Below are 23293 nucleotides of genomic sequence, written 5' to 3'. Positions count from 1 at the left end.
GAGCGGGATGGTCTTCGAGAAGGTGTTGCGCGCATTCGGCGTGGGCGGCCCGGCCGTCGAAACCGTCCTGGCCACCCCCGACGCCTACCCGGGCGGCGAACTCCTCGGCGTGGCCCGGCTCACGGGCGGCGAATACGACGTGGCGATCGAAACCCTGGCGGTGGGCCTGGTGACGCGCGTGGAGGCCGAGGACGGCGACGCCCTCGTCGAATTCCACCGCGCGTGGGTCGCCGCGGGTTTCACCCTGGCGGCGGGGGAGCACCAGGACATCCCGTTCAGCATCACGCTGCCGTGGGAGACACCCCTGACCCACGCGTACGGGAAAAAGCTCAGCGGAATGTCCCTCGGCCTGCGCACGGAACTGACGGTCGAGAAGGCGGTCGACAACGGTGACGTGAACGTGGTGGCCGTGCGTCCCCTGCCCGCGCAGGAGGCGGTGCTCGCGGCGATCGAACGCCTCGGCTTCCACTTCCGCCACGCCGACGTGGAACGAGGAGCAATCTTCGGCGTACGCCAGGAGCTGCCGTTCTACCAAGAAATCGAGTTCACCCCACCGCAGGTGGTGGCGGCGGCGATGGACGAGATGGAACTGACCTTCGTGGCGGATCCGGAGGGGGTCGAGGTGATCCTCGAATTGGAGAAGCACGGCGGCCTGTGGCACCGGGCCGAGGACCGGTACGCCCGGCTCCGCCTCTCACACCTCGAGGTGGCGTCGAAAGACTGGGCTCTGGAGGTGGAGTCCGCGATTCGCGGGGCCTTGCCCGCCGGGGCGCCCGGGCTGCCGAGAGATGGCGGAATGCACGCGCCTTCCTCGTTCAACCCGCGGTAGCGGTGTTCAACCCGCGGTAGCGGTGGCGAGCTTGATGCCGAAACCGACGAAAACGACCCCGATCCCGGTGGAAGCCGCGGCGGACAGCCGGCGCCGCCGCCGGAACTGCCCGGCCAGGAACTGCCCGCCGAAAATCAGTCCGCTCAGATAGAGGACGCTGAAGAACTGCAGGATCGCGCCGAGCACCAGGAACGACAGAGCCGGATGCGCGTAGCCGGGATCGACGAACTGGATGAAGAACGAGACGACGAAGAGAATCGCCTTGGGATTCAGCAGGCTGACAACCAGGGCACGCCGGAAGGGCCTCCGCACGCCGGGGGTCTCGGGGGCCGGGGTGGAGGCGCCCGTGGCCACGACGGTGGAGGCGCCGGTGGCCAGTACGGTGGAGGCGCCGGTGGCCACTACGGCGGAGAGCGCGGGCGTCCGCTTCTGTTCGAGCCCACCGGTTCCGGTCGCGGGGTCCAGCTCGTCGGAGTCCCGGCGCGCCCGACTCGAATCGCGCGCGGCCAGATGGAAATCTTGTGGCCGCGCATCCCGGCGGTGGTGTGTCGCCGCGTCGGATCTGCCGGCCGCCGCGCCCCGCGCCCGCCATTTCCGCCAGGCGCTCAGGATGATTCCCACGCCCAGCCATGCGAGGTAGGCGCCGCCGGCGTACTTCACCACCATGAAGATCGGTGGGTACGCCTGGAGAAGAGAGGCCACCCCGGCGGCGGCGAGCACCATCAGAACGGTGTCGCCCAAGAAGACTCCGAAGGCGGCGCGATAGCCGGCCCGTACGCCGCGCTGGGCGGCGACGGAGATCACGAAGATGGAGTTGGGGCCGGGCAATAGAACGATTGCCACGGTTCCAAGCACGTACGTCCAGAATTCGGTGATACCCAACACGTTCTTATCTTCGGCATCGTGGTGAGGCGGAGGCACTGGTCCGCATGGCCAAGAAGCTGTGGCCTTGCCCACGGCGTTTTGCTTCCGCTGGCTCGCTCGCTGGCTCGGCTGCCACGCCGGTTACCGGACGACCGCATCCATGCTTCCGCGGTCGCCGCGTCGCCTCCGGCGCCGTCCGGATCGTCACCCGGCTGTCCGCCAGCTCGCAGCCTGCCCGCCCGAATTCGGCTAGTGGATGACCGCGTCTCTCCCTCGGCCCCGACGTCGCCTCGGGTGCGTTGCGAGTTCTCATCGGCTGTCCCCTGCCCGCCTGCCCGCCAGCCCCCGTGGCCAGGCGGTCAGACGGGCAGGGGACAAGGGGCGACAGGGCGGGATCCGGGGCCACGGCCAGGTCCAGGTCCAAGGCCAAAGGCCAGGAGGCCAGGGGCCAGGGGGCCACGGCGCAGGCGGCCACGGGGCCGGCGGCCACGGGGCAGGGTCCAGGGCCATGGCCATAGCCGGGGCGGCCCAGGCTCTGGGTCAGGGTTAGGGATGATCAGTGGTCAGGCGGCCTCCAAGCGGGTCCGCAGCCGTTCCCGGGCCGCGGGCCATTCGTCGGCCGTCATCGCGAACAGCACGGAATCCCGCCAAGTCCCGTCCTGCCGGAGCCGGTGCCGCCTGATCACCCCGTCACGGCTGGCGCCCAGCCGCGCGATGGCCCGCTGCGACCGTTCGTTGCGGATGTCGGTGTACCAGAACACGCGCTCCGCGCCCAGCACCTCAAAAGCTCTCTCCAACAGCAGCAGCTTGGCCTCGGTGTTGACCCCGCTACGCCACCATCGGCGCCCGAGGATCGTGTGTCCGATGCCGAGTGAGCCTCGCTCCTCGTCCACGTCGTGGTAGCTGGTCCTCCCCATGACCTCGCCGGTGTTCGGGTCGCACTGCGCCCACGAGACGTGGCTGCCTGCCCACTGCTGGCGGCCGGCGAGCGCGACTTGCTCCGCCATCTCCTCGCGGGTCTTCGGGCGAGGGGTCGGCAGAAACTGCCACACCTCGTCGTCTGCCAATGCGCTCAGCAGGCCGTCGACGTGGGCCGGCGCCAGAGGCTCCAGCGCTACGTGCTGACCTCGCATCGGCGCGGCTGTGGTCCACGGTGAGGTCCGCCGGGGGAGGTACGCCGGTGGGGGCGGTGCCACTCCGGCGTCCGGCTGTGGCGGGCCGGCCACGCGTTGCAGTGGTAGCACTCCGGCCCAGTGGGGGAGGGGGAGATCTTCGGCTTCGTCGGCCACTCCGCCTGCGCGTGCGCGTACCGAAACTTCTGTCAACGGCAGTGCCAGAACGGCGGTAGTCGCCAACTCCCGGGTTGTGGGTGGGCGGCTGTCGGCCGCCCGGCCCGCTCCCAGTTTCTCGACCAGGGCTGTCATAGCGGCGCTCTTCTCGCCCGCGTCCGTGACGGGCCGCGCCATGCCGTGCGCGACCAGGGACCGGTAGTTGGCGCTGTGATGGAACTGCGAGCGCGCGTAGACGAGCCCGTCCAGCAGGGTTACCGAGACGCATGCGCGCACGCCGTCGGCACGTGCTGTCAGGCCGATCCGACCCCCTGTCGAGCCGTGGAGATAGAGGGTCTCGCCGACGCGGACGTGCAGTGTAGGCAGGGCACGAGGCTCCCCGTCGACCACGAACGCCACCGTGCAGTCATACGCCTCGTCCAAGATCGCGTGCGCAGCGTCGCGCTCGTAGTGCATGCGGTCGCGGTAGCGGGTCGCTGTCGTGCGTGCGGTGGGCTGGTAGAGGTCGGTCACAAGATCCTCCTTGCCAAGACCTCTGTACTAGTACAGAATCGGCGCTGTGTCAGAACAATATCAGGTCAGCGGCTCGAACGCCGCCTCGATTTCGGACAGCATCGAGGCGGGTGTCCGGCGCGGCGACTGGGTCTGGGGAGCCGCGCTTCCTCCGATCCGGGTGCTCGCCGACCAGCTGCACGTCAGCCCCGCCACGGTCTCGAAGGCGTATCAGGACCTGCGCCAACGCGGCATCGTGGAGACCTCCGGGAGGCGTGGCACGCGCATCAGACCCCGCCCTCCGGTCGCCGGCCCGCGAGCGGCGATGCGCCTGCCGGTGCCCGCGGGCGCGGTCGACCTTTCCTCCGGAGACCCCGACGTCCGCTTGCTGCCCGCTCTAGGTGTGCACCTTCGCGCGCTGTCCGATGTGGTCGACCCTCCTTGCGGGTACGCAGCCGGCGCCATGCCCGAGCTGATCGACGCGGCGCGCCCCCGCCTCGAGGCCGACGGCGTCCCGGTTGCGGACGCGGCGATCACGGTCACGAACGGCACACTCGACGCCATCGAACGCCTCCTCACCATCCACCTGCGGCCCGGTGACTCCGTGGCCGTCGAGGACCCGGGCTGGGCCAATCTCCTTGATCTGCTCGCGGCGCTCGGCCTGACCGTCGTGCCGGTCCCGGTCGACGACGAGGGTCCGCTTCCCGACAACCTCCTGGGCGCGCTTGCCGCCGGTGTGCGCGCAGTCGTCATCACCACCCGCGCCCAGAACCCGACCGGCTCCGCCGTGACCGCCGAGCGCGCCGCCGCAATTCGCGAGGTCTTGTCCTATCGCCCCGACGTCCTGCTGATCGAGGATGATCACGCTGCGGAGCTCTCCGGCGTACCGTTGCATTGCCTGATCGGTGCCACCAGGTCTTGGGCCTTCATCCGGTCAGCGTCCAAACCCTTCGGCCCCGACCTGCGCATCGCCGTCATGGCGGGGGACGAGGCGACCATCGCGCGCGTGGTGGGCCGCATGCGGATCGGCGCCGGCTGGGTCTCCACGGTGCTGCAGCGACTACTTCTCCGGCTCTGGCAGGAAGAGGAGGTCACGGCGCACATCGCCGACGCCGGCAGAAGCTACGACCGCCGCCGCCGCGCGCTCCGCGACGCGCTGACCTCCCGGGGGGTCAAGGCCTACGGCGAGACGGGCATCAATCTATGGGTACGCACACCCGACGAGACCCGCCTGGTGACAGCACTACGAGACGCGGGATACGCGGTGGCGCCCGGCTCCCTGTTCCGCATCGACGCGCCACCGGGCGTACGGATCACCGTCAGCCCGCTCGACGACGCCGCGATCGAGCCTTTCGCCGAGAGCGTGGCCGCTGCCGCCTACCCGCCCGGCGTGACCATCCCGGGCCGATGACGTCGGCGGCTCGTGCGCACCGCATGCCGGCAGCTGGTCCTGGTCAACCCCCTTCAGGTGATACCGCCCGGCGTGGACAACACGGGAAGGGGTAGAACGGTGACATGCCGAGGACCGAGGCTCCCATCGGGGCGCAGCACTTCGTTCCGCCGAACGCGCACGAGCTCGACGAGCTCAAATCCGCCGCAGCCCACTGCGAGGGCTGCGAGCTCTACCAGAACGCGACGCAGACGGTGTTCGGCCGCGGTGCCGCCCACGCGCGTGTCGTCTTCGTCGGCGAGCAGCCGGGCGACGTCGAGGACCAGAAGGGTCTGCCCTTCGTCGGCCCCGCCGGACGGCTCCTCCGCGAGGCCGTGGACGACGCCGGCATCGACCCCGGAAACGTCTACATCACCAACGCGGTCAAGCACTTCCGCTTCGAGCTGCGCGGCAAGCGCCGCATCCACCAGAGCCCGGGCCCGGCCCACATCACGGCCTGCCGCCCGTGGCTCGTGGCCGAGTTCGCGCTGCTCAAGCCGGAGCTGGTCGTGGTGCTCGGGGCGACCGCCGCCAAGGCGCTGCTCGGTCCGTCGTTCCGGGTCACCCGGTCGCGCGGCCAGCTCATGCCATGGCCGGCGTCCGCCCAGCATCCCGAGGACTTCCCGGTGGCGGAGATCCAGGCGCTCGCCACCATCCACCCGTCCGCCGTGCTCCGGGCCGACGACCGCGACGCCGCGTATAAGGGCCTGGTCGACGATCTCAAGGTCGCCGCCACGGCACTCGCTTGATGAGTACGCCTGGACGACTCGCCCACCTTCCGGGCGACCGGAGGCAACATCGACGTTAGTGATTCGGATCTCATCAACGTGCTCGGAGTGCCATGGGCCCGCTCGGTTGCCGCGGCTCCGCGAGTAGGCTTTTCGAGTGCGATTGACGGACTTCTGGCAGCGCCTTGAGCAGGCCTTCGGGGCCACGTACGCGCGAAGCATCGCCGCCGATCACGCCTTCTCGGACCTCGGTGGACGGACGATCGACGAGGCCATCGCGCAGGGTATTGGTACGGCCACGATCTGGCGAGCTGTCGTGGCTGCGTACCCCGATCGGGTGCCCGGACAGCTCCACTGACAGGTTTTCGTACGTTTGTTCTGGCGTGTCGCTCGATCGTCGTACAGGTGTTCGGCTATTGTCGCCAACGGCGTACTCATCCACAGCTCACGACCGGGCGGCAGTTTCTGTCAGACCCACCGTCTAGCGTGACTCGCGTGTTGAACAGAAGCTCATCGGCGAAGACGCCTGCGAAGTCGAATACAGGGGTGGCGGACATGGTGGCAGGACCCGACCGGGACAAGGCTCTCGATCTGGCGTTGGCACAGATCGACAAGCAGTTCGGCAAGGGCTCGGTGATGCGGCTGGGAGAGCGGCCGGTCGTGCAGACCGCCGTCATCCCGACCGGCTCGATCGCCCTCGACGTGGCACTCGGCGTCGGCGGTCTGCCGCGCGGCCGGGTCATCGAGGTCTACGGACCCGAGTCCAGCGGTAAGACGACGGTCGCCCTGCACGCGGTGGCCAACGCCCAGCGGGCCGGCGGCATCGCCGCCTTCATCGACGCCGAGCACGCGCTCGACCCGGATTACGCCCGGGCGCTCGGCGTCGACACGGACGCACTGCTCGTGTCGCAGCCTGACACGGGTGAGCAGGCGCTCGAGATCGCGGACATGCTGATCCGCTCCGGCGCACTCGACGTCATCGTCATCGACTCGGTCGCCGCACTCGTGCCGCGCGCCGAGATCGAGGGCGAGATGGGTGACAGCCACGTCGGTCTGCAGGCCCGCCTGATGAGCCAGGCGCTGCGGAAGATCACCGGTATCCTCAACAACTCCGGCACGACCGCCATCTTCATCAACCAGCTGCGCGAGAAGATCGGCGTCATGTTCGGCTCGCCCGAGACGACGACCGGTGGCCGCGCCCTGAAGTTCTACTCGTCGGTGCGCCTCGACGTGCGCCGCATCGAGAGCCTCAAGGACGGCACCGACGTGGTCGGCAACCGCACCCGCGTCAAGGTCGTGAAGAACAAGGTCGCGGCGCCGTTCAAGCAGGCCGAGTTCGACATCATGTACGGCAAGGGCATCTCCCGCGAGGGCTCGCTGATCGACGTCGGCGTCGAGCAGAGCATCATCCGCAAGGCCGGCGCCTGGTACACGTACGACGGTGACCAGCTCGGCCAGGGCAAGGAGAAGGCGCGCGAGTTCCTGAAGGAGAACCCGGACGTCGCCGCCGAGATCGAGAAGAAGATCCTCGAGAAGCTCGGCGTGGGCCAGACCACCGGCGACGCCGCGGGTGGCCCGGAGCTCCCGCCGGTCGACTTCTGATCGAACGCCCGCCGGGCCGATCTCGCTATCGGCCCGGCCCGGATCGCCATCGGCGGCCCAGGTCGCTATCGGCGGCCTGCTTGCTATCGGCCCAGCCGGCGATCCGGTTCGCCATCGGGCCGGTCCGCGCGGTCGGTTCGGTCTTGCGTCACTCGGTCCTGCGGTCGCCCGGACCTGCGTGATTCTGGTCGTGCGGTTGGCCCGGTCGTGCGGTTTGGTCCGGTCTGCGGTCGCCCCGGTCTTATCCGCCGGGCTCGTCGGACGCGGCGGTTCACTTTCGCCGCCAGAAGAGCTTGCTGTCCCTCCTTGGCCTCTGAGTCGAGGAGGGCCGCGGGTCCTCTTCAAGCGGCGGCCCAGCTCGTCCGCGCTCATGAATCGCCGTGACCGCGGACCGGCGAAACATACGAACGAGGGGACGCTGAGCAGTGGCTGGACGACGTGGAGCGCGGTCCGGGCGGGGCTGGGACGCGATCCCACCCAGGCCTCCCCGGGACGACTCTCCTGACCGCGACAGCCCCGCCAGAGGGCGCCGCCGTGCCCGTTCCGCCGAGGCTGCGGACCGCCCGGCCGAGCCGCCGAAGTCCGAGTCCGAGCTGGCCAGGGAGATCTGTCTCCGGCAACTCGCCGTACGCCCCCGCACCCGCGCCGAGCTGGCCAAGGTGCTGACCCGCAAGGAGATCTCCGAGGAGGTCATCGCCGAGGTCCTCGACCGCTACGACGAGGTCGGCATCATCGACGACGCAGCCTTCGCCCGGGCCTGGGTGTCCAGCCGCCACCAAGGTCGTGGGCTGGCGCGCCGCGCTCTTGCCAACGAACTCCGGCAGCGAGGGGTCGACGCCGAGGTGGCGACCGAGGCGCTCGAAACCCTGGACGAGGACGAGGAGGCCGCGACCGCCCGGGCGTTGGTGGACCGCAAACTCCGCACGGCCACCGGTACGCCGGACCAGGTCTTCCGCCGTCTGGTCGGCATGCTGGCCCGCAAGGGATACCCCGCCGGCGTGGCCATTCGCGCCGTCAAGGACACACTGGCGGCCCGCGATGCCGAGGCTGCCGAATTCGCCGATCAGATCGACGCCGACGCCATGGCCGATCACGAAATCGACAGCTCGTCCTGACTGCTCGCACAGCTCCTTCGTCTGCTCGCACAGCTCCTTCTGGCCGTTTGCCGAGAGTTGATGCCAAGGCCGGCTACGAAATCGACAGCCGCTCCGGATCGCCTCGTCGAGAGCCGGTGCGGAGCTGAGACGGACTCAATTCGGTATCTCTATTCGGCGGCGCCTCCATCCGACGGCTGAGAGCATGCGTGGTCGGTGGCTCGCCGCGCGTTATGAATCGAACGGCTCGACAAGTCCGAGTTGCCGGCCGGATGTGTGCAGGGCCAGGATGTTGCGCGCCGAGCGTCGGCCTGATCCCGTCCAGATCAAGGGACGGACCAGCCTTTCTGGCGCCGGCCGTCATGCCAGCAAGACCGCGCGTGGACGCCGGCGTCCACCTCGTCATCGCACGTTGATCACGTCAGTCGAATCTGTCCGTGCGCCGCCCGGCCGCTGGTCGAACGACGCTCGAAAGAGCGAGCATGCCCCTACGGTGAGTCGATATCGGTTCGGTTCAACGTCCGACTTCACCCACATTGTCACTGGTGGATGGAAGTGCTCCGCTCCTTGCCGGTAATCTGCCTCTTCGGACTCATGGAAATGATTGTCCACTGAAGACTGATCAGTCTGAAGTACGGGGAGGAACATGCGAACCAATCAGCTCGCACGCCACCGTGGCGTGCGTGCCGTTGCGCGGCTCGGCTTCATGGTCGGTGCCGTCGGCGTGGCCGCCCTCGCGGGTGCCTCAGCCGCGGCGGCTTCCACCACGCAGATCCACACCCGCGGTGTCGTGGTACTCGACGAGCCTGCCGCCACTTCGGGCGACGACTCGGCTACCCAGGCCGCCGAGGAGGGCGAGGAGGGCGAAGACTCCGGCACCAACGACCCGGGAACTCCCACCGACCCGAGCACGCCGGATGACCCGGGAACGCCGGATGACCCGGGAACGCCGGATGACCCGGGAACGCCGGATGACCCGGGCACGCCGGATGACCCGGGCACGCCGGATGACCCGGGAACGCCGGATGACCCGGGCACGCCGGATGACCCGGGCACGCCGGATGACCCGGGCACGCCGGATGACCCGGGCGCGCCGGATGACCCTGGGCTCCCGGGCGGCGACGGATCCGGCGAAGGCGGCGGCACCGGCGACAACGGCGGCAACAACAACGGTGGCTCCAGCGGCGGCAACAACCACGGCAGCAACAACAACGGTGGCGGCAACAACGGCGGCACCGCTGCCAGCTCCGACGCGAGCGGTGGCCTCCCGGTCACCGGCGTCAACGTCGTCAGCATCGCGGGCGTCGGTGCGGCGATCGCCGCGGGTGGCGTTGGTCTCATCCTCGTGACGCGGCGTCGTCGCACGGAGGACGCGGCCACCTGATCCGTCTCCCTCGGCCGCCTGGCGACAAGCGGTAACCGATGGACCCGCGGCCCTCTGGGCTGCGGGTCCATTCCCTTCGGTGGATCTTCGCGGGACCTCGTCGATCGCAGCCGACTGGTAATCTGCATCGTCGTGACAGACGACTCCCACGGCGCCCAGGACGCCGGCGTTCCCCTCCCCGGGGACACCGAGGAGACGTCCGCGGCCGCACGGTCGGCCGGAGTTGTCGATCATCCCGAGATGGTTGTTCTGCCCCGGCCCGGTGGTTCGGCAGGCGCGGATGGGGACCATCGGAACAGCGCAGTCGAGGGGACGGGTCCGGTGAGTGGAACGGACCACGAATATGGAACGACGACTCCGTATGAAGACCCTGAAGGCAGCGTCGCGGGAACCGAGCCGGTCGCCGGCAGTCCCACGGCGGATGCGACCTCCGGCCTGCCGCCGCAGGCAGGCGCCGCCTACTACGACGCGGCACCGGGCAACCCCGCCCCAGGAGCCACCCCGTCCTACGGCCCGTTCCACAACACAGCCCAGGGGTGGAACCCCACCCCGGACGCGACTCCGCCTCCGGCCTCAGGAGCCGATCCCACCTCCGCACCCCCGGGATGGCCCACTCCAACCTCCGGCGCCGGCGTAGACCAGTACGGCCTCGACATAGCCGGCCCCGACCGCTTCGGCCCCACCAGCGGCGCAGGTGCCGGCACGCCGGCCCCTTTCGCCCCCGGGAGCGGCGCCGGCACGCCGGCCCCCTTCGCCCCCACGAGCGGCGCCGGTGCAGCCTTGCCGGACCGCTTCGGCTTCGAGCCCACCCCGGCCTACAGCTCCGGCCCGCGGATCGAACCCACCCCCAAGCAACCCCGAGGCCGCTTCCTCATCCCGGCCCTCATCGGCCTCACCACAGGCCTGCTGATCTTCGGTACGGGCGGCTGGTTCCTCGGCCGCTCCACCGCCCCGAACCCCAAACCGGCGCCGGCAGCTCCCACCGCCGCACCCGCCCCCACCGCCCAGGGCGTCTACGAGCAGAACCAGATTGCGATCAACCAGCCGAAGTTCGCCGGTCCGCTCGGGCCCGTCGCGCAGGGCTGGCTCCCGTACCTTTCGGGTTGTTCTCGTAGTGGTGAGAAGGACGGGCCGAAGCCAGGCCGGGGCGAGAAGGTCCGCGTCCGCTGCGAGATGGACGCCATGAGTGTGATCTTCGTCGAGTACGCCACCACCGCCGACCGGGACAAGGCCCGGGTGACCGCGTTGGGGCAGAACGTCGACGCGCGCACGCTCACCCCCGGCGTGGGTCCGACTGCCGAGCGGGCCACTCCGTCGGGGCGTACGAACGGCAACTACGTCGAGTACGCCTACCAGGTCACCGACCGTACCGTCGCCGGCATCTGGTGGGACGACACGGCGACGCCGGTCGCGGCGTACCTGCTCGCGTACTGGGAGGAGGGCACGGGTGAGAAGTGGGATCCCATGCGCGACGTCTGGGCCCGCTACGCCTGAAATGCCCCTCACCGTGCGTGACCTGGGCGTGAGTGGGTCTGTGCCGTACGTCCCATCCGCTGCCGAATCATGAGTCCTTGACCGAACCGGCTTCCGCGACCTAGCCTCGCGTTACACAGGTTTTCTCGACCATCGAAGGCTACGCGCACAACATAGATCGCATTACTTTTCGGCATCACTTCCGGTCTTGGACGGGACGCCCGGCGACCCCATCGCCGCCAGCCGACCGCCCGACCGGTGGGCGGCAACCTCGCCACCGGCAGGCCGGTACCCGTGGCGGTGCGACGGCGCAGACCGTACACCGTCGACCGGAACGTCCGGCGGAGCATCGGCACAACCAAGGCCGGTAACCCGTCGGCCCGCCCGGCCGGGCTCCGCAGACGGTGGCACCAGGGCGGGATCGGCAAAGCTGGTCCCAGCTCGGTCAACCGGTGCAAGCCGGCGAACCACGCCCACGACCGGAAGACCGGCAAGGCCCCAAAGGCCAAGTCCCAAAGGCCAAGGCCGCAAGAAGACCGAGGCTGGAAGGGCCAAGGCCGCAAAAGGGCCGAAGCCGGGAAAGGCCAAGGCTGAAGGGCAACCGGCAACGGCAGGCCCAAGCCGGCCAAGGCAGGCGAAAGCCCGCCAAGGCCGCCCAGCCGAAGGCGAAACGCAGCAGCCCGAAGACCGCACGGGCAGCGGCAAGCCCCACCCCGCGGTCGGTCGCCGGCACCGAAGCCCGTACGGTCCCACCGAACGGAACCCGGAGCAGAGCGACCGATAGCACCTGCGGTCATCAGCCTTTGGTCGGGCATCCCTTACCCGCGCACCGCGCAGGATACAGACCGGCCCGCAGACCCTGCGGCGTGGCGAAGGGAGAAGCGGCGAGATGACGCCCCTGGACTGGGTGCTCGTGGTGGCGGTCGTCGTTCTCGCCGCCGCTGTCGTGGCCGGCCTGATACTCGGCGCGCGGGCTTTGCGCCAGCTTCAGGAGGCCCGGTCCGCCGACCAGGAGAACCGCGAGCGCACGTTGCAGACCGCCAAGGCCAAGGTCGACGACGCGAACGCGAAGGCTGCGTCCGTACGCGCGGAAGTCGCCGCCGCGAAGGCCGAAGCGACCGCCGCCAGGGCCGAGGCGCGGCGGGTTCTCGAATCCGCCCACGAGGAAGCCGACACGGTCCTCGAGCACGCCCACCGCCAGGCCGAGTCCGACGCGGAGCAGGTTCGCACGGCCGCCCGGCGCAGCGGCGAACGCGAGGTCGCGCTGCTGAACACCACGGTCAAGGAGCAGGCCGCGGAGGTCGAGCGGCGGGCCGCCCGGATCGACGAGCGGGAGCGCCTGCACGCCGAGGAGGTGGAGCGCCTCGTCGAGCGCGAGCGGCGCCTCGCCGCAATGGACGCCGACCTGACCGCTCGCGAGGGTGCCCTGAGCACCCGCGAGGCCGAGCTCACCGAGGCCGAGGAGCAGCGCCGCCGAGAGCTGGAGCGGATCGCGAACCTCACCGCGGACCAGGCCCGGGCCGAGCTGATCGAGAACATCGAGGGCCAGGTCAAGCGGGAGGCCGCCATCCTGGTACGGGACATCGAGACCGAGGCGAAGCGCACCGCCGACACCCGCGCCCGGCACATCGTCGTGGACGCCATCCAGCGCATCGCCAGCGAGCAGACGGCCGAGAGCGTCGTCAGCGTGCTGCACCTGCCCAGCGACGAGATGAAGGGCCGCATCATCGGCCGCGAGGGCCGCAACATCCGGGCCTTCGAGTCGACCACCGGCGTCAACCTGATCATCGACGACACCCCCGAGGCGGTGCTGCTCTCCTGCTTCGATCCGGTACGCCGGGAGGTGGGCCGCCTCACGCTGGAGAAGCTCGTCCTCGACGGCCGCATCCACCCGCACCGCATCGAAGAGGTGTTCGAGAGCGCGAAGAACGAGGTCGACCGCCTCTGCGAGCGGGCCGCCGAGGAGGCCCTGGTCGACGTCGGCATCACCGACATCCACCCGGAGCTGGCGACGCTGCTGGGACGGCTGCGCTACCGCACCAGCTACGGCCAGAACGTCCTCAAGCACCTGGTGGAGACCGCCCACATCGCCGGCATCATGGCCGCCGAGCTGGGCCTCGACGTCCCTACGATCAAGCGCTCGGCCTTCCTGCACGACATCGGCAAGGCACTGACCCACGAGGTCGAGGGCAGCCACGCCCTGATCGGCGCCGACCTGGCCCGCAAGTACGGCGAGTCCGAGGACGTCGTCCACGCGATCGAGGCCCACCACAACGAGGTGCCGCCGCAGACCGTCGAAGCCGTCCTGACCCAGGCCAGCGATGCCTGCTCCGGCGGCCGCCCGGGCGCGCGCCGGGAGAGCCTCGAGGCGTATGTGAAGCGGCTCGAGCGGATCGAGGAGATCGCCGGCGGCAAGGCGGGGGTCGACAAGGTCTTCGCCATGCAGGCCGGCCGCGAGATCCGCGTCATGGTCCGTCCGGAGGACGTCGACGACATCGGCGCGGCGGTCCTGGCCCGCGATGTGGCCAAGCAGATCGAGGAGGAGCTGACCTATCCCGGCCAGATCCGGGTGACGGTCGTCCGCGAGTCCCGCGTCACCGAGCTGGCCCGCTGAAAGAGCTGGAAGAGCTGGCTGTCGTAGCGGAGTGGGTGGTGCAGACCTTCGCTCACGCCGAGGTCGGGCACGAAGAGCCAGGAGCCTTGCGGCTCTTGAACGGCTCTTCGCGCCCTCGGCCTGCGTGAATGGTTGTGCTCACCTTCGCTCAGCCCTGCGGCTCCGCCACACCGCCGTCGACGGCCGCCAGTGCCGCCGAGTTGTCCGTTCCGTCGGCGATGTTCGGGACGCGCGGCGCCCGGCCGCTGCGCCGGGTACGACGCTCCAGCACCCCGGCGAAGAACGTCAGCGAGGCGTTGAGCAGGACGTAAAGGCCGATCGCGACGAGTGCCGCCGCCACGATGTTGCCGAAGTTGGCGCCCAGGGTGTTCACGCCGAGCTGGAGCAGCTCCGTGTAACCGATGATGTAGCCCAGCGCAGTGTCCTTGACCAGGACGACCAGCTGGCTGACGATCACCGGCAACATCGCCCGGGCCGCCTGGGGAATGAGAATCTCCATCATCACATCGCTCTTGCGCATGCCGATCGCGTACCCGGCCTCGCTTTGCCCACGGGGCACCGCGTGGACGCCCGCGCGGAACGCCTCCGCCAGAACGGAGCCGTTGTAGAGGGTGAGGCCGACAACGACTGCCCAGAACGGCGGCATCGGTTGATGCGTGAGGAAGGGGATGCCGAAAAAGATGAAGAACATCATCAGCAGCAGCGGTACTGCCCGGAAGAATTCCACCACCACACCGGACGGCACGCGGAACCACCAGTGGTCGGAGAGCCGCCCCACGGAGAAGACCAGGCCGAAGATCAGCGACAGCACCATGGCGATGGCAGCGGCGCTGACGGTGCCCCAGAGGCCGGGGAGGATGTAGTCCGTCCAGGTGGAAGCTTCGAGGAAGGGGCGCCACAACGATCCTGCCCACTGGCCCTTCTCATCGAACTTGCGGTAGATCCACCACAGCAGCGCGACGAGGGCGAGTCCGAAGACGATGGTGAGGATGATGTTCCGGGTTCTGGCCCGCGGACCGGGATGGTCGTAGAGGACTGCGTCGGTGTGGGAACTCACCGCTTCACCGCCAGGCGGTTGGCCAGCCAGCCGAACAGGTAGCCGGTGGGGATCAGGACGATGGCGAAGGTGCCCGCAAACACCAGGAAGATCGGGACGACCGCGTTCCCGTTAGCGTTGATCAGCTCCTTCATCGCGCTGGAGGATTCCATCAGGCCGATCGTGCCGACGATGGTGGAGTTCTTCGTGAGGGCGATGAAGATGCTGCCCAGCGGGGCGACCACGGCCCGACCGGCCTGCGGCAGGACGATCATGGTGAGGGTCTGGAAGAAGGACATCCCGATAGCGCGGGCTGCCTCGGCCTGCCCGGCCGGCACCGTGTTGATGCCGGAGCGGATCGCCTCGCACACGAACGCAGCGGTGTAGACCGAAAGGCCGATCACGCCCAGCCAGTAGTTGTTGAGGTCGATGTCGTCCGCCAGCTCGAGCCCCAGCGCTGAGAACAGGCCGAAGTAGCAGAAGAAGACGATCAGCGTCAGCGGCGTGTTCCGGAAGAGGTTGACCCAGGCCGTACCGAAGCCGCGCAGCACAGGGACCGGCGAGACCCGCATCGCGGCCAGCACGACGCCGAGCACCACGGAAGAGACGGTCGCAACCGCGGTGAGTTTCAGGATCCAGAGGAATCCGGTGACGTACGTGTCGATGTTGGTGGGGTCGGAGAAGACGTCCATCGCCCTCGCTTCCTCGCGACGCTGGAGGTGCTCTGGGGCGCCGCAGGGCGACGCCGGTCAGGAAAGGTGTTTTCGGAAGACCGCAGGTGGCCGGTGACAGCGGGGCGGGGCCGGCTCGACACCGGCCCCGCCCGCACTGCGGTGGTTCAGCTGCAGTTGGTCAGCTTCGCAACGTCCAGCTGAGGTGCCGGCGTGCCGCTCTTGCCGAGCGTGCTGTCCCAAGCGGCCTTGTACGAGCCGTCGGTCGCCGCCGTCTTCAGGATGTCATTGATCTTGTTGCAACCCTCGGTGTCCGCCTTCTTCAGGCCGATGCCGTACGGCTCGTCACTGAACTTCTTGCCGACCACCTTGAACTTGCCGGCGTACTGCTCCTGCGCGGCGTAACCGGCGAGGATGATGTCGTCGGTGGTGACCGCGTCCACGGAGCCGTCCGACAGTGCCTGCACACACTTCGAGTAGGAGTCGAACTGCTGGAGCTTGGCGTCCTTGTAATCGGTCTGGATCCGCTTGGCCGGCGTGGAGCCGGACACCGAACAGACCTTCTTGCCGGCCAGCGACTCCGGCCCGGTGATCGTCGACGCGGTCGGGACCAGCAGGTCCTGGCCGGCGACGTAGTACGGACCGGCGAAGTTGACGACCTTCTTGCGCTCGTCGTTGATCGTGTACGTCGCCACGACGATGTCGACCTGGCCCTGCTGGAGGTACGGCTCGCGGTTGGCGGACACCGTGGTCTTGTACTCGATGCCGCCGTCGGGCACCCCGAGCCCCTTGGCGATGATCTTCGCGATCTCGATGTCGAAGCCGGTGTAGGCGCTGCCGGTCTGGAGGCCGAGGCCCGGCTGGTCGGCCTTGACGCCGACGACGAGCTTCTTGGCGCTGCTCGTCTTGCCGACGATGCCGCTGGCCGAACCCGATCCGCCGTCGTCGCCGCCGCATGCAGCCGCGGCCATGGCCAGGGCGATCGCTCCGGCCGCTGCCGTCAATCGGATGATGCGCATCGTCACACTCCTCCTACTGAGATGCATATACAAGGTGTCCGGAATGGACGGATCAGTGCGTCAGGATCTTCGACAGGAAGTCCCGGGCGCGTTCGCTCTTGGGGTTCTCGAAGAAGTCGGCCGGCGTGGATTCCTCGACGAGCTGACCGTCGGCCATGAACACGACCCGGTCCGCCGCGTGCCGGGCGAAGCCCATCTCGTGGGTGACCACGACCATGGTCATGCCCTCCTTGGCCAGCGACGTCATGACGTCGAGCACCTCGCCCACCATCTCGGGGTCGAGCGCACTGGTCGGCTCGTCGAAGAGCAGGGCCTTGGGCTGCATGGCCAGGGCGCGCGCGATCGCGACGCGCTGCTGCTGGCCGCCGGAGAGCTGGGCCGGGTACTTGTCCGCCTGGTTGGCGATGCCGACCCGGTCCAGGAGCTTCATGGCCCGCTCGTGCACGACCGCTGCCTTCTCGCCGCGGACCTTGACCGGGCCGAGCATGACGTTCTGCAGGATGGTCTTGTGCGCGAAGAGGTTGAACGACTGGAACACCATCCCGACCTCGCTGCGCAGGCGCGCGAGGGCCTTGCCCTCGGCGGGCAGCGGGCGGCCGTCGAAGGTGATGGTGCCGGAGTTGATCGGTTCCAGCCGGTTGATCGCCCGGCACAGCGTCGACTTGCCCGAACCGGACGGTCCGATCACGACGACCACCTCGCCGCGGGCTACGGAGAGGCTGACATCCTGCAGGACGTGCAACGGGCCGAAGTACTTGTCGACGTGCTCGAGGACGATGAGAGGCTCACTCGTCGTCACCGTCTGACCACCGTCCCGTCGTTGGGTTCACTCGGATGGGGTCACTCTAGGGGGCGGGTGTATCGGTTCGCGCCGAGAATGGTCACGGAGCAGTAACACCGCAGGTGTACAGGGGAAGGGATGTCCACGATGAGCGGTATGGCTGACGCCGATCCGACAGACGGTCTCTGGAACTGGTGCGCCGCGGGCGCCGTCGAGGCGCAGGTGGTCCGCGAGGCCGTCTCCGGTGCCCTGCAACGACCAGTGACCACCCTGGACGCTCCATCCGGGAATGCAGTGCTGTGCGACGTCTGGCACGTCGGCGGCGACTTCCCGACGCTGATCGACTGCTACCTCACGCCCGACGATCTCTGCGAGGCGACGATGGCCAGCGCCGTCGCGGTCCGGCTCGGCGCTGACCTCCTGCTCGCCGACGACACACTCAACCCCACGAGATACGTTTTGGCCGAGCCCGACGGGACGCTGCGGGCCGTGCACGTGGACGAGACCGAGACCGACGACGGTACGGAGAGACGCCACGTACGCCCGTGCACCGGCTCCGACCCGGCGTGCGCGGCCGGCCCCGGCTGTTCGCGTTCCCGGTGGAAGCCGTCGGCCGCCCCGGAGCGACCCGCGGCCGCTTAGGGCTTCCGGCCTGCGGGGGACTACCCTGGTCAATTGCCATGACTGAGACCCCGCAGAGCGCCGTACCCCGCACCTATGACGTGCGTACGTACGGCTGCCAGATGAACGTGCACGACAGCGAGCGCATCTCCGGCCTGATGGAGGACGCGGGCTATGTCCGCGCCGTGGACGCGGACGTGGCCGACGTCGTGGTCTTCAACACGTGCGCGGTCCGGGAGAATGCGGACAACCGGCTCTACGGCAACCTCGGTCATCTGCGCCCCACCAAAATCAAGAACCCCGGCATGCAGATCGCCGTCGGCGGCTGCCTGGCCCAGAAGGACCGCGGCGACATCGTCAAGCGCGCGCCCTGGGTCGACGTCGTCTTCGGTACGCACAACATCGGCTCCCTGCCGGCGCTGCTCGAGCGCGCCCGGCACAACCAGGAGGCCGAGGTCGAGATCCTCGAGGCGCTCGAGGTGTTCCCCTCGACCCTGCCCACCAAGCGCGAGTCGACGTACGCGGGCTGGGTGTCGATCTCTGTCGGATGCAACAACACCTGCACCTTCTGCATCGTGCCGTCGCTGCGCGGCAAGGAGAAGGACCGCCGCCCGGGCGAGATCCTGGCCGAGGTCGAGGCGCTGGCCCGTGAGGGCGTCCTCGAGGTCACGCTGCTCGGGCAGAACGTCAACTCGTACGGCGCCGAGTTCGGCGACCGCCTCGCGTTCGGCAAGCTGCTGCGCGCCTGCGGCGAGATCGACGGGCTGGAGCGGGTCCGCTTCACCAGCCCGCACCCCAAGGACTTCACCGACGACGTGATCGCGGCGATGGCCGAGACCCCGAACGTCTGCCACTCGCTGCACATGCCCCTGCAGTCCGGCTCCGACCAGGTGCTCAGGGCGATGCGCCGCAGCTACCGCTCGGAGAAGTACCTCGGCATCATCGAGAAGGTCCGGGCCGCGATGCCGGACGCCGCGATCACCACCGACATCATCGTCGGCTTCCCCGGCGAGACCGAGGACGACTTCGCGCACACCCTCGACGTGGTCCGGCAGGCCCGCTTCTCCAGCGCCTTCACGTTCCAGTATTCGAAGCGCCCGGGCACGCCCGCCGCGACGATGGCCAAGCAGCTGCCGAAGCAGGTCGTGCAGGAACGCTACGAGCGGCTCATCGCCCTCCTCGAGGACATCACCTGGGCCGAGAACAAGCGCCTGGTCGGGGAGAAGGTCGAGGTCCTGGTCGCGGTCGGCGAGGGACGCAAGGACGAGCGTACGGGCCGGATGAGCGGCCGCGCCCGCGACGGCCGCCTGGTGCACTTCGCCACGGGAGTCAGCAGCCCGCGGCCCGGTGACGTCGTCGAGACCGTGATCACGTACGCAGCCCCGCACCACCTCAACGCCGACGGCGAGCCGCTCAGCCACCGCCGCACCCGGGCGGGCGACGCGTACGAGGCCGGCCGCATGCCGAAGATGCCGGGTGTGTCCCTGGGCCTGCCGACCATCGGCGTCCCGGCCCCGCTGCCGGCCACCACCGGCGGCTGCGCGTTGTAGGAGCCCTCAACTCGGCATTTGCCTGACCGATGGGTCAGTCGTGTCGTCCCGTGGGTATGCCGTCGTGTCGCTGGCGCTCATCGGGGGGTACCTGGCGTTTCCCCAGCTGCGCCTGCTGACGTTCCTGCTGGTGACCCTCGCGGCCGTCCTGGCGGTCGCCCAGGGGATGCGACGGAGCGCGCGCCGGGCGCGGCGGCCGTGGTGGCTGCTCCTGACCGCCCTCGGTGTGCTGAACGCGGGCAATGTCGCCTACGTCCGGTCCACCTGGCTCGCCGGCGGCGTCAGCGGCGACGACCCGGCGTCCGCCGTTCTCTACGCCCTCGGGTACGTGATCCTGCTGGCCGCCGCGGTGGCGATCGTCGTGCGCCGCGGCCACGGCGACGTCGGCGGGATGATCGATGCGGCGATCACGGCTCTGGCGCTCGGCGGGGTGTTGTGGGAGGTCGTGTTCCTGCCGTTCCAGCAGGTCGCTCACGTGTCCGAGGCGAATCAGGCGATCCTGTTCGTCGACGTCTTCGTCATGATGGGCATTGTCGGCGCCCTGCTGCGGGTCGCCCTGGTGTCACCTGAGCGCCTCGTCGCCGTCTGGCTGTTCGCGGCCGGCCTGGCCGCCTGCATGGTCGGCAACGTGGTCCTCGCCGCCGCCACCGACCCGGTCACGCACGTGTTCCCGGATTGGGCGAACGTGCCGTTCCTGCTGGCGTACGTGGGCATCGGCTGCGCCGTTCTGCACCCGTCCGCCCCGATGCTCACCCAGCCGGGCCCGGCTCCCGATGACGACCTGACGACCGGCCGGCTGATGTTCCTCGGCTTGATGCTGGCGCTGATCCCGGTCGTCGGCGGCGGCCGGGTGATCCTCGGCCTTCCCGCCGACGGTGTCCTGATCGCGGTCGGTTCGGCCATGCTGATCCCGCTCGTCATGCTGCGCGTCGCCCGGCTGGCCACCCAGCGCCGGCGCGCCGAGCGGGAGCTGCTGCGCCTGGCGACCGCGGATCCGCTGACCGGCTTGCCGAACCGGGCCGCGTGCCTGCAGCGGCTGACCGGCGACCTGGACGCCGGGGCGGGCCACCGGTCCGGGCTCGCGGTGATCTTCTGCGACCTCGACGGGTTCAAGCCGGTCAACGACCGCCTGGGTCACGCCGCCGGGGACGAGCTGCTGATCGCCGTCGCTGACCGGCTGCGCGGCTGCGTCCGCGAGACCGACCTGGTCAGCCGCTTCGGCGGCGACGAGTTCGTCATCGTGTGCCGTGACCGTGATCCCCGCCGCGCGGTGGAGCTCGTCTGCGACCGGGTGAGCGCGATGGTCGGGGAGCCGTTCACTGCCGGCGGCGAGCAGGTCCGCATCGGTGTCAGCGCGGGCGCGGCCTTCGCGGGCCCGGCCGCCACCACCGACGACTTGATCAACCGCGCCGACCTCGCGATGTACGAGGCGAAGCGGTCCAAGTCCCTGGGTGTCCTGAGCCTCGCCATGGCGTGAGCCCCGGGCGCGTGCCCGGGGCTCATTCGCTCAGCTGGCCTGCTCGGCCAGGGCCAGGAACTGCTTCTTGGAGGCGAGCGCCTGCTCGGCCTCCTTGATCCGGCGGCTGTCGCCGGCGGCCTGGGCCCGGGCCAGCCGCTGCTCGGCCTCCGCGACCTGCTCGCGCATCTGCCGCAGCAGGGGGTTGTCCTGCGGGGTGGTCTTGCGCCACGCCGAGTCCATCGCGATCCGGATGCGCTCCTCGGCGGCCCGCCAGCGGCGGTCGAGGGAGGCGGACGACTCGCGCGGCACCCGGCCGGCGTCGTGCCAGGCGGCCTGGGCGTCGCGGAGCTTGTTCTGGGCGCCGCGCGGGTCCGCCTCGACGTCCACCGCCTCGATGTCGGCGAGGATGGCCTGCTTCTTCTCGAGGTTGCCCTTGTACTCCGCGTCGCGGGCCGAGAAGACCTCGCTGCGGCGGGTGAAGAAGGCGTCCTGGGCGGCGCGGAAGCGTTCCCAGAGGCGCTGCTCGGCCTCCTTGGCGGCGCGCGGCGCCGCCTTCCACTCGCTCATCAGCTCCTTGAGCCGGGCGGCGGTCGGTCCCCACTCGCTGGACTCGGCGAGCGTCTCCGCCTCCTTGACCAGCTCCTCCTTGGCGGTCTGCGCCTGCTTGCGCTGGCCGTCGAGGGTGGCGAAGTGGGCGCCGCGGCGGCGGGTGAAGCCGTCCCGGGCGGTGGCGAAGCGCTTCCACAGCTCGCCGTCGGTCTTCTTGTCGACGCCGCGGATGGTCTTCCACTCGTCGAGGATCTCCTTGAGCCGGTCGCCCGCGCTCTTCCAGCCGGTGGCCTCGGCGGCGATCGCCTCCGCCTCCTCGACCAGGGCGGTCTTGCGGGCGAGCGCCTCGGTGCGGGCCACCTCGCGGGCGGCCTTGGCCTCGCCGGCCTTCTCGTCGGCGATCGCGGTCAGCCGGTCCAGCCGGGCCGCGAGCCCGTCGATGTCGCCGACGACGTGCGCCTCGTCGAGGGTGGTCCGGAGCCGCTTGATGCTGGCCAGGGAGTGCGACGCGTCGGCGGCGCCGGACTTGAGGCGGGCCTCGACGAGGTCGACCTCGGTGACCAGGTCCGCGAAGCGCCGGGCGAAGTGGGCCAGGCCCTCCTCAGGAGTGCCCGCCTGCCATGAGCCGACCACCCGGTCGCCCTCGGCCGTCTTCACGTACACGGTGCCGTCGGCATCCACGCGCCCGAAGGTCGTCCAGTCGTTCATGAGCCATCCTCGTTCTCCCGGCGTCGCGGGCCTCGCTGCCCGCCGACGGCCGCCATAGCGCAGTCGAATGCCATCATTCCACCGGCATTCTTTCCCGCGCATTGTCACAGGTCCAACCCGGTTCCGGGGAAGCGCCCGAGGATGACCGTGACCAGCCCGTTACGGTGACTCCGTGCCATTGCTCCCGCCCCCCGGAGTGGTCGCCGTCGTCGGGCCCACCGCCGCCGGGAAGACCGCGCTCAGCCTCGCGCTCGCTCACGCCCTCGGCGGCGAGGTGGTCAACGCGGACTCGATGCAGCTCTATCGCGGTATGGACGTCGGCACGGCCAAACTCCCGCCCGACGAGCGGGAAGGCGTTCCGCACCACGTCCTCGACCTGTGGGACGTCACGTTCCCGGCGAGCGTCGCGGAGTACCAGGAGGCGGCCCGGGCGGCCGTCGAGGACATCGCCGCGCGGGGCCGCGTACCCATCTTGGTCGGGGGTTCGGGGTTGTATGTGCGGGCCGTTCTCGAGGAGTTCGAATTTCCCGGCACGGATCCCGCCATTCGGGAACGGCTGGAGGCGGAGCTGGCCGAGGGCGGCCCGGCGCCGCTGCATGCCCGGCTGCGCGAGGCAGACCCGGACGCCGCAGCTCGGATCCTCGCGTCCAACGGGCGGCGCATCGTCCGGGCGCTGGAGGTCATCGAGATGACCGGGGCGCCCTTCACCGCGGCCCTGCCCGAGCCGAAGCCCTTCTACGACTCCGTACAGATCGGCGTCGACCGCGAGACCGAGGAGCTGGACCGGCGGATCGCCGAGCGGGTCGACCTGATGTGGGCGACCGGCCTGATCGACGAGGTGCGCGAGCTGGACCGCGCCGGTTTGCGAGCGGGCCGGACGGCGAGCCGCGCCCTGGGCTACCAGCAGGCGCTCGCCCAGATCGACAGCGTGCTGGGCGAGGAGGAGGCGAAGGAGGACACCGTACGCGGAACCCGCCGCTTCGTCCGCCGCCAGCGTTCGTGGTTCCGCCGCGACGACCGGGTGACCTGGCTCGACGGCGCCTCCGCGACCCTGACGGAGGACGCGTTGGCAGCGTGCCGCGCGGCTGCGCCATGATGGAG

The 23293-nt window shown here is 69.8% G+C and carries 20 protein-coding genes; 13 read left to right on the top strand and 7 right to left on the bottom strand.

The genetic code is table 11. The annotated features are described in order from the left end of the window. Positions 1-7: 7 nt before the first annotated feature. Positions 8-829, top strand: coding sequence for a sporulation protein (locus tag AB0368_RS17275; RefSeq protein WP_366154840.1), 822 nt, complete (start codon positions 8-10; stop codon positions 827-829). 6 nt (positions 830-835) lie between these two features. Here AB0368_RS17275 and AB0368_RS17270 read toward each other — a convergent pair whose 3' ends face one another. Together AB0368_RS17270 and AB0368_RS17265 are read right to left on the bottom strand one after the other, a co-directional pair. Further along, a complete protein-coding gene (locus tag AB0368_RS17270) occupies positions 836-1714 on the bottom strand; it encodes a leucine efflux protein (RefSeq protein ID WP_366154924.1) in 879 nt (292 codons plus the stop codon). A 542-nt stretch (positions 1715-2256) separates the two neighbouring features. After that, positions 2257-3495, bottom strand: coding sequence for a bifunctional pyridoxamine 5'-phosphate oxidase family protein/GNAT family N-acetyltransferase (locus AB0368_RS17265; RefSeq protein WP_366154839.1), 1239 nt, complete (start codon positions 3493-3495; stop codon positions 2257-2259). Between the two features lie 46 nt (positions 3496-3541). Between AB0368_RS17265 and AB0368_RS17260 the strand changes: the two genes are divergently transcribed. From AB0368_RS17260 to rny, 8 genes are all read left to right on the top strand, one after another. After that, entirely contained in the window at positions 3542-4885 is a 1344-nt protein-coding gene (locus tag AB0368_RS17260; RefSeq protein ID WP_366154838.1) for an aminotransferase class I/II-fold pyridoxal phosphate-dependent enzyme, read from the top strand. Between the two features lie 104 nt (positions 4886-4989). Then, positions 4990-5652: a UdgX family uracil-DNA binding protein gene (locus AB0368_RS17255; RefSeq protein WP_366154837.1), complete on the top strand. Its 663-nt coding sequence runs from the start codon at positions 4990-4992 to the stop codon at positions 5650-5652. A 136-nt stretch (positions 5653-5788) separates the two neighbouring features. Continuing rightward, entirely contained in the window at positions 5789-5989 is a 201-nt protein-coding gene (locus AB0368_RS17250) for a DUF3046 domain-containing protein (RefSeq protein WP_366154836.1), read from the top strand. Between the two features lie 197 nt (positions 5990-6186). Further along, positions 6187-7233 (top strand): recombinase RecA, encoded by a 1047-nt coding sequence (recA, locus tag AB0368_RS17245; protein ID WP_366154835.1) that lies wholly within the window; start codon positions 6187-6189, stop codon positions 7231-7233. A gap of 425 nt (positions 7234-7658) precedes the next feature. Then, entirely contained in the window at positions 7659-8348 is a 690-nt protein-coding gene (locus AB0368_RS17240; protein WP_366154834.1) for a regulatory protein RecX, read from the top strand. Between the two features lie 625 nt (positions 8349-8973). Then, complete coding sequence (locus AB0368_RS17235; protein ID WP_366154833.1) at positions 8974-9711, top strand: hypothetical protein; 738 nt, start codon at positions 8974-8976, stop codon at positions 9709-9711. Between the two features lie 321 nt (positions 9712-10032). Further along, entirely contained in the window at positions 10033-11205 is a 1173-nt protein-coding gene (locus AB0368_RS17230) for a hypothetical protein (protein ID WP_366154832.1), read from the top strand. Between the two features lie 868 nt (positions 11206-12073). After that, the gene (gene rny / locus AB0368_RS17225; protein WP_366154831.1) at positions 12074-13798 is read left to right on the top strand and encodes a ribonuclease Y; all 1725 of its coding nucleotides are present in this window, start codon (positions 12074-12076) and stop codon (positions 13796-13798) included. Between the two features lie 148 nt (positions 13799-13946). Here the strand turns inward: rny and AB0368_RS17220 are convergent, their stop codons facing one another. From AB0368_RS17220 to AB0368_RS17205, 4 genes are all read right to left on the bottom strand, one after another. Continuing rightward, complete coding sequence (locus AB0368_RS17220; protein ID WP_366154830.1) at positions 13947-14855, bottom strand: amino acid ABC transporter permease; 909 nt, start codon at positions 14853-14855, stop codon at positions 13947-13949. Further along, positions 14852-15526 carry an amino acid ABC transporter permease gene (locus tag AB0368_RS17215; protein WP_366154829.1) on the bottom strand — a complete coding sequence of 225 codons (675 nt, stop codon included), beginning with the start codon at positions 15524-15526 and terminating at the stop codon, positions 14852-14854. The genes AB0368_RS17220 and AB0368_RS17215 overlap by 4 nt, the downstream gene beginning before the upstream one ends. A 146-nt stretch (positions 15527-15672) precedes the next feature. Further along, on the bottom strand, positions 15673-16524 hold the full coding sequence (locus AB0368_RS17210; RefSeq protein WP_366154828.1) for a glutamate ABC transporter substrate-binding protein: 852 nt from the start codon (positions 16522-16524) through the stop codon (positions 15673-15675). A gap of 52 nt (positions 16525-16576) precedes the next feature. Beyond that, positions 16577-17323, bottom strand: coding sequence for an amino acid ABC transporter ATP-binding protein (locus AB0368_RS17205; RefSeq protein ID WP_366154827.1), 747 nt, complete (start codon positions 17321-17323; stop codon positions 16577-16579). A 138-nt stretch (positions 17324-17461) separates the two neighbouring features. On the opposite strand from AB0368_RS17205, the gene AB0368_RS17200 reads away from it, so the two are divergent. From AB0368_RS17200 to AB0368_RS17190, 3 genes are read left to right on the top strand one after another with little or no spacing between them, the layout of a single operon-like run. Further along, positions 17462-17947 carry a hypothetical protein gene (locus AB0368_RS17200; RefSeq protein WP_366154826.1) on the top strand — a complete coding sequence of 162 codons (486 nt, stop codon included), beginning with the start codon at positions 17462-17464 and terminating at the stop codon, positions 17945-17947. Between the two features lie 38 nt (positions 17948-17985). Then, the gene (gene miaB / locus AB0368_RS17195; RefSeq protein WP_366154825.1) at positions 17986-19476 is read left to right on the top strand and encodes a tRNA (N6-isopentenyl adenosine(37)-C2)-methylthiotransferase MiaB; all 1491 of its coding nucleotides are present in this window, start codon (positions 17986-17988) and stop codon (positions 19474-19476) included. Between the two features lie 40 nt (positions 19477-19516). Next, on the top strand, positions 19517-20953 hold the full coding sequence (locus AB0368_RS17190; RefSeq protein WP_366154824.1) for a GGDEF domain-containing protein: 1437 nt from the start codon (positions 19517-19519) through the stop codon (positions 20951-20953). 30 nt (positions 20954-20983) lie between these two features. On the opposite strand, the gene AB0368_RS17185 is transcribed toward AB0368_RS17190, so the two are convergent. Further along, the gene (locus AB0368_RS17185; protein ID WP_366154823.1) at positions 20984-22192 is read right to left on the bottom strand and encodes a DUF349 domain-containing protein; all 1209 of its coding nucleotides are present in this window, start codon (positions 22190-22192) and stop codon (positions 20984-20986) included. A 172-nt stretch (positions 22193-22364) separates the two neighbouring features. Here AB0368_RS17185 and miaA point away from each other — a divergent pair, with 172 nt between their 5' ends. Next, positions 22365-23288 (top strand): tRNA (adenosine(37)-N6)-dimethylallyltransferase MiaA, encoded by a 924-nt coding sequence (gene miaA / locus AB0368_RS17180; RefSeq protein ID WP_366154822.1) that lies wholly within the window; start codon positions 22365-22367, stop codon positions 23286-23288. The last annotated feature ends 5 nt before the right edge of the window (positions 23289-23293 follow it).

Source organism: Actinoplanes sp. NPDC051475 (assembly GCF_040689425.1).
GTDB lineage: Bacteria > Actinomycetota > Actinomycetes > Mycobacteriales > Micromonosporaceae > Actinoplanes.
Note: the sequence above shows the minus strand (reverse complement) of the source record. Positions and strands in the feature narration are given on the sequence as shown.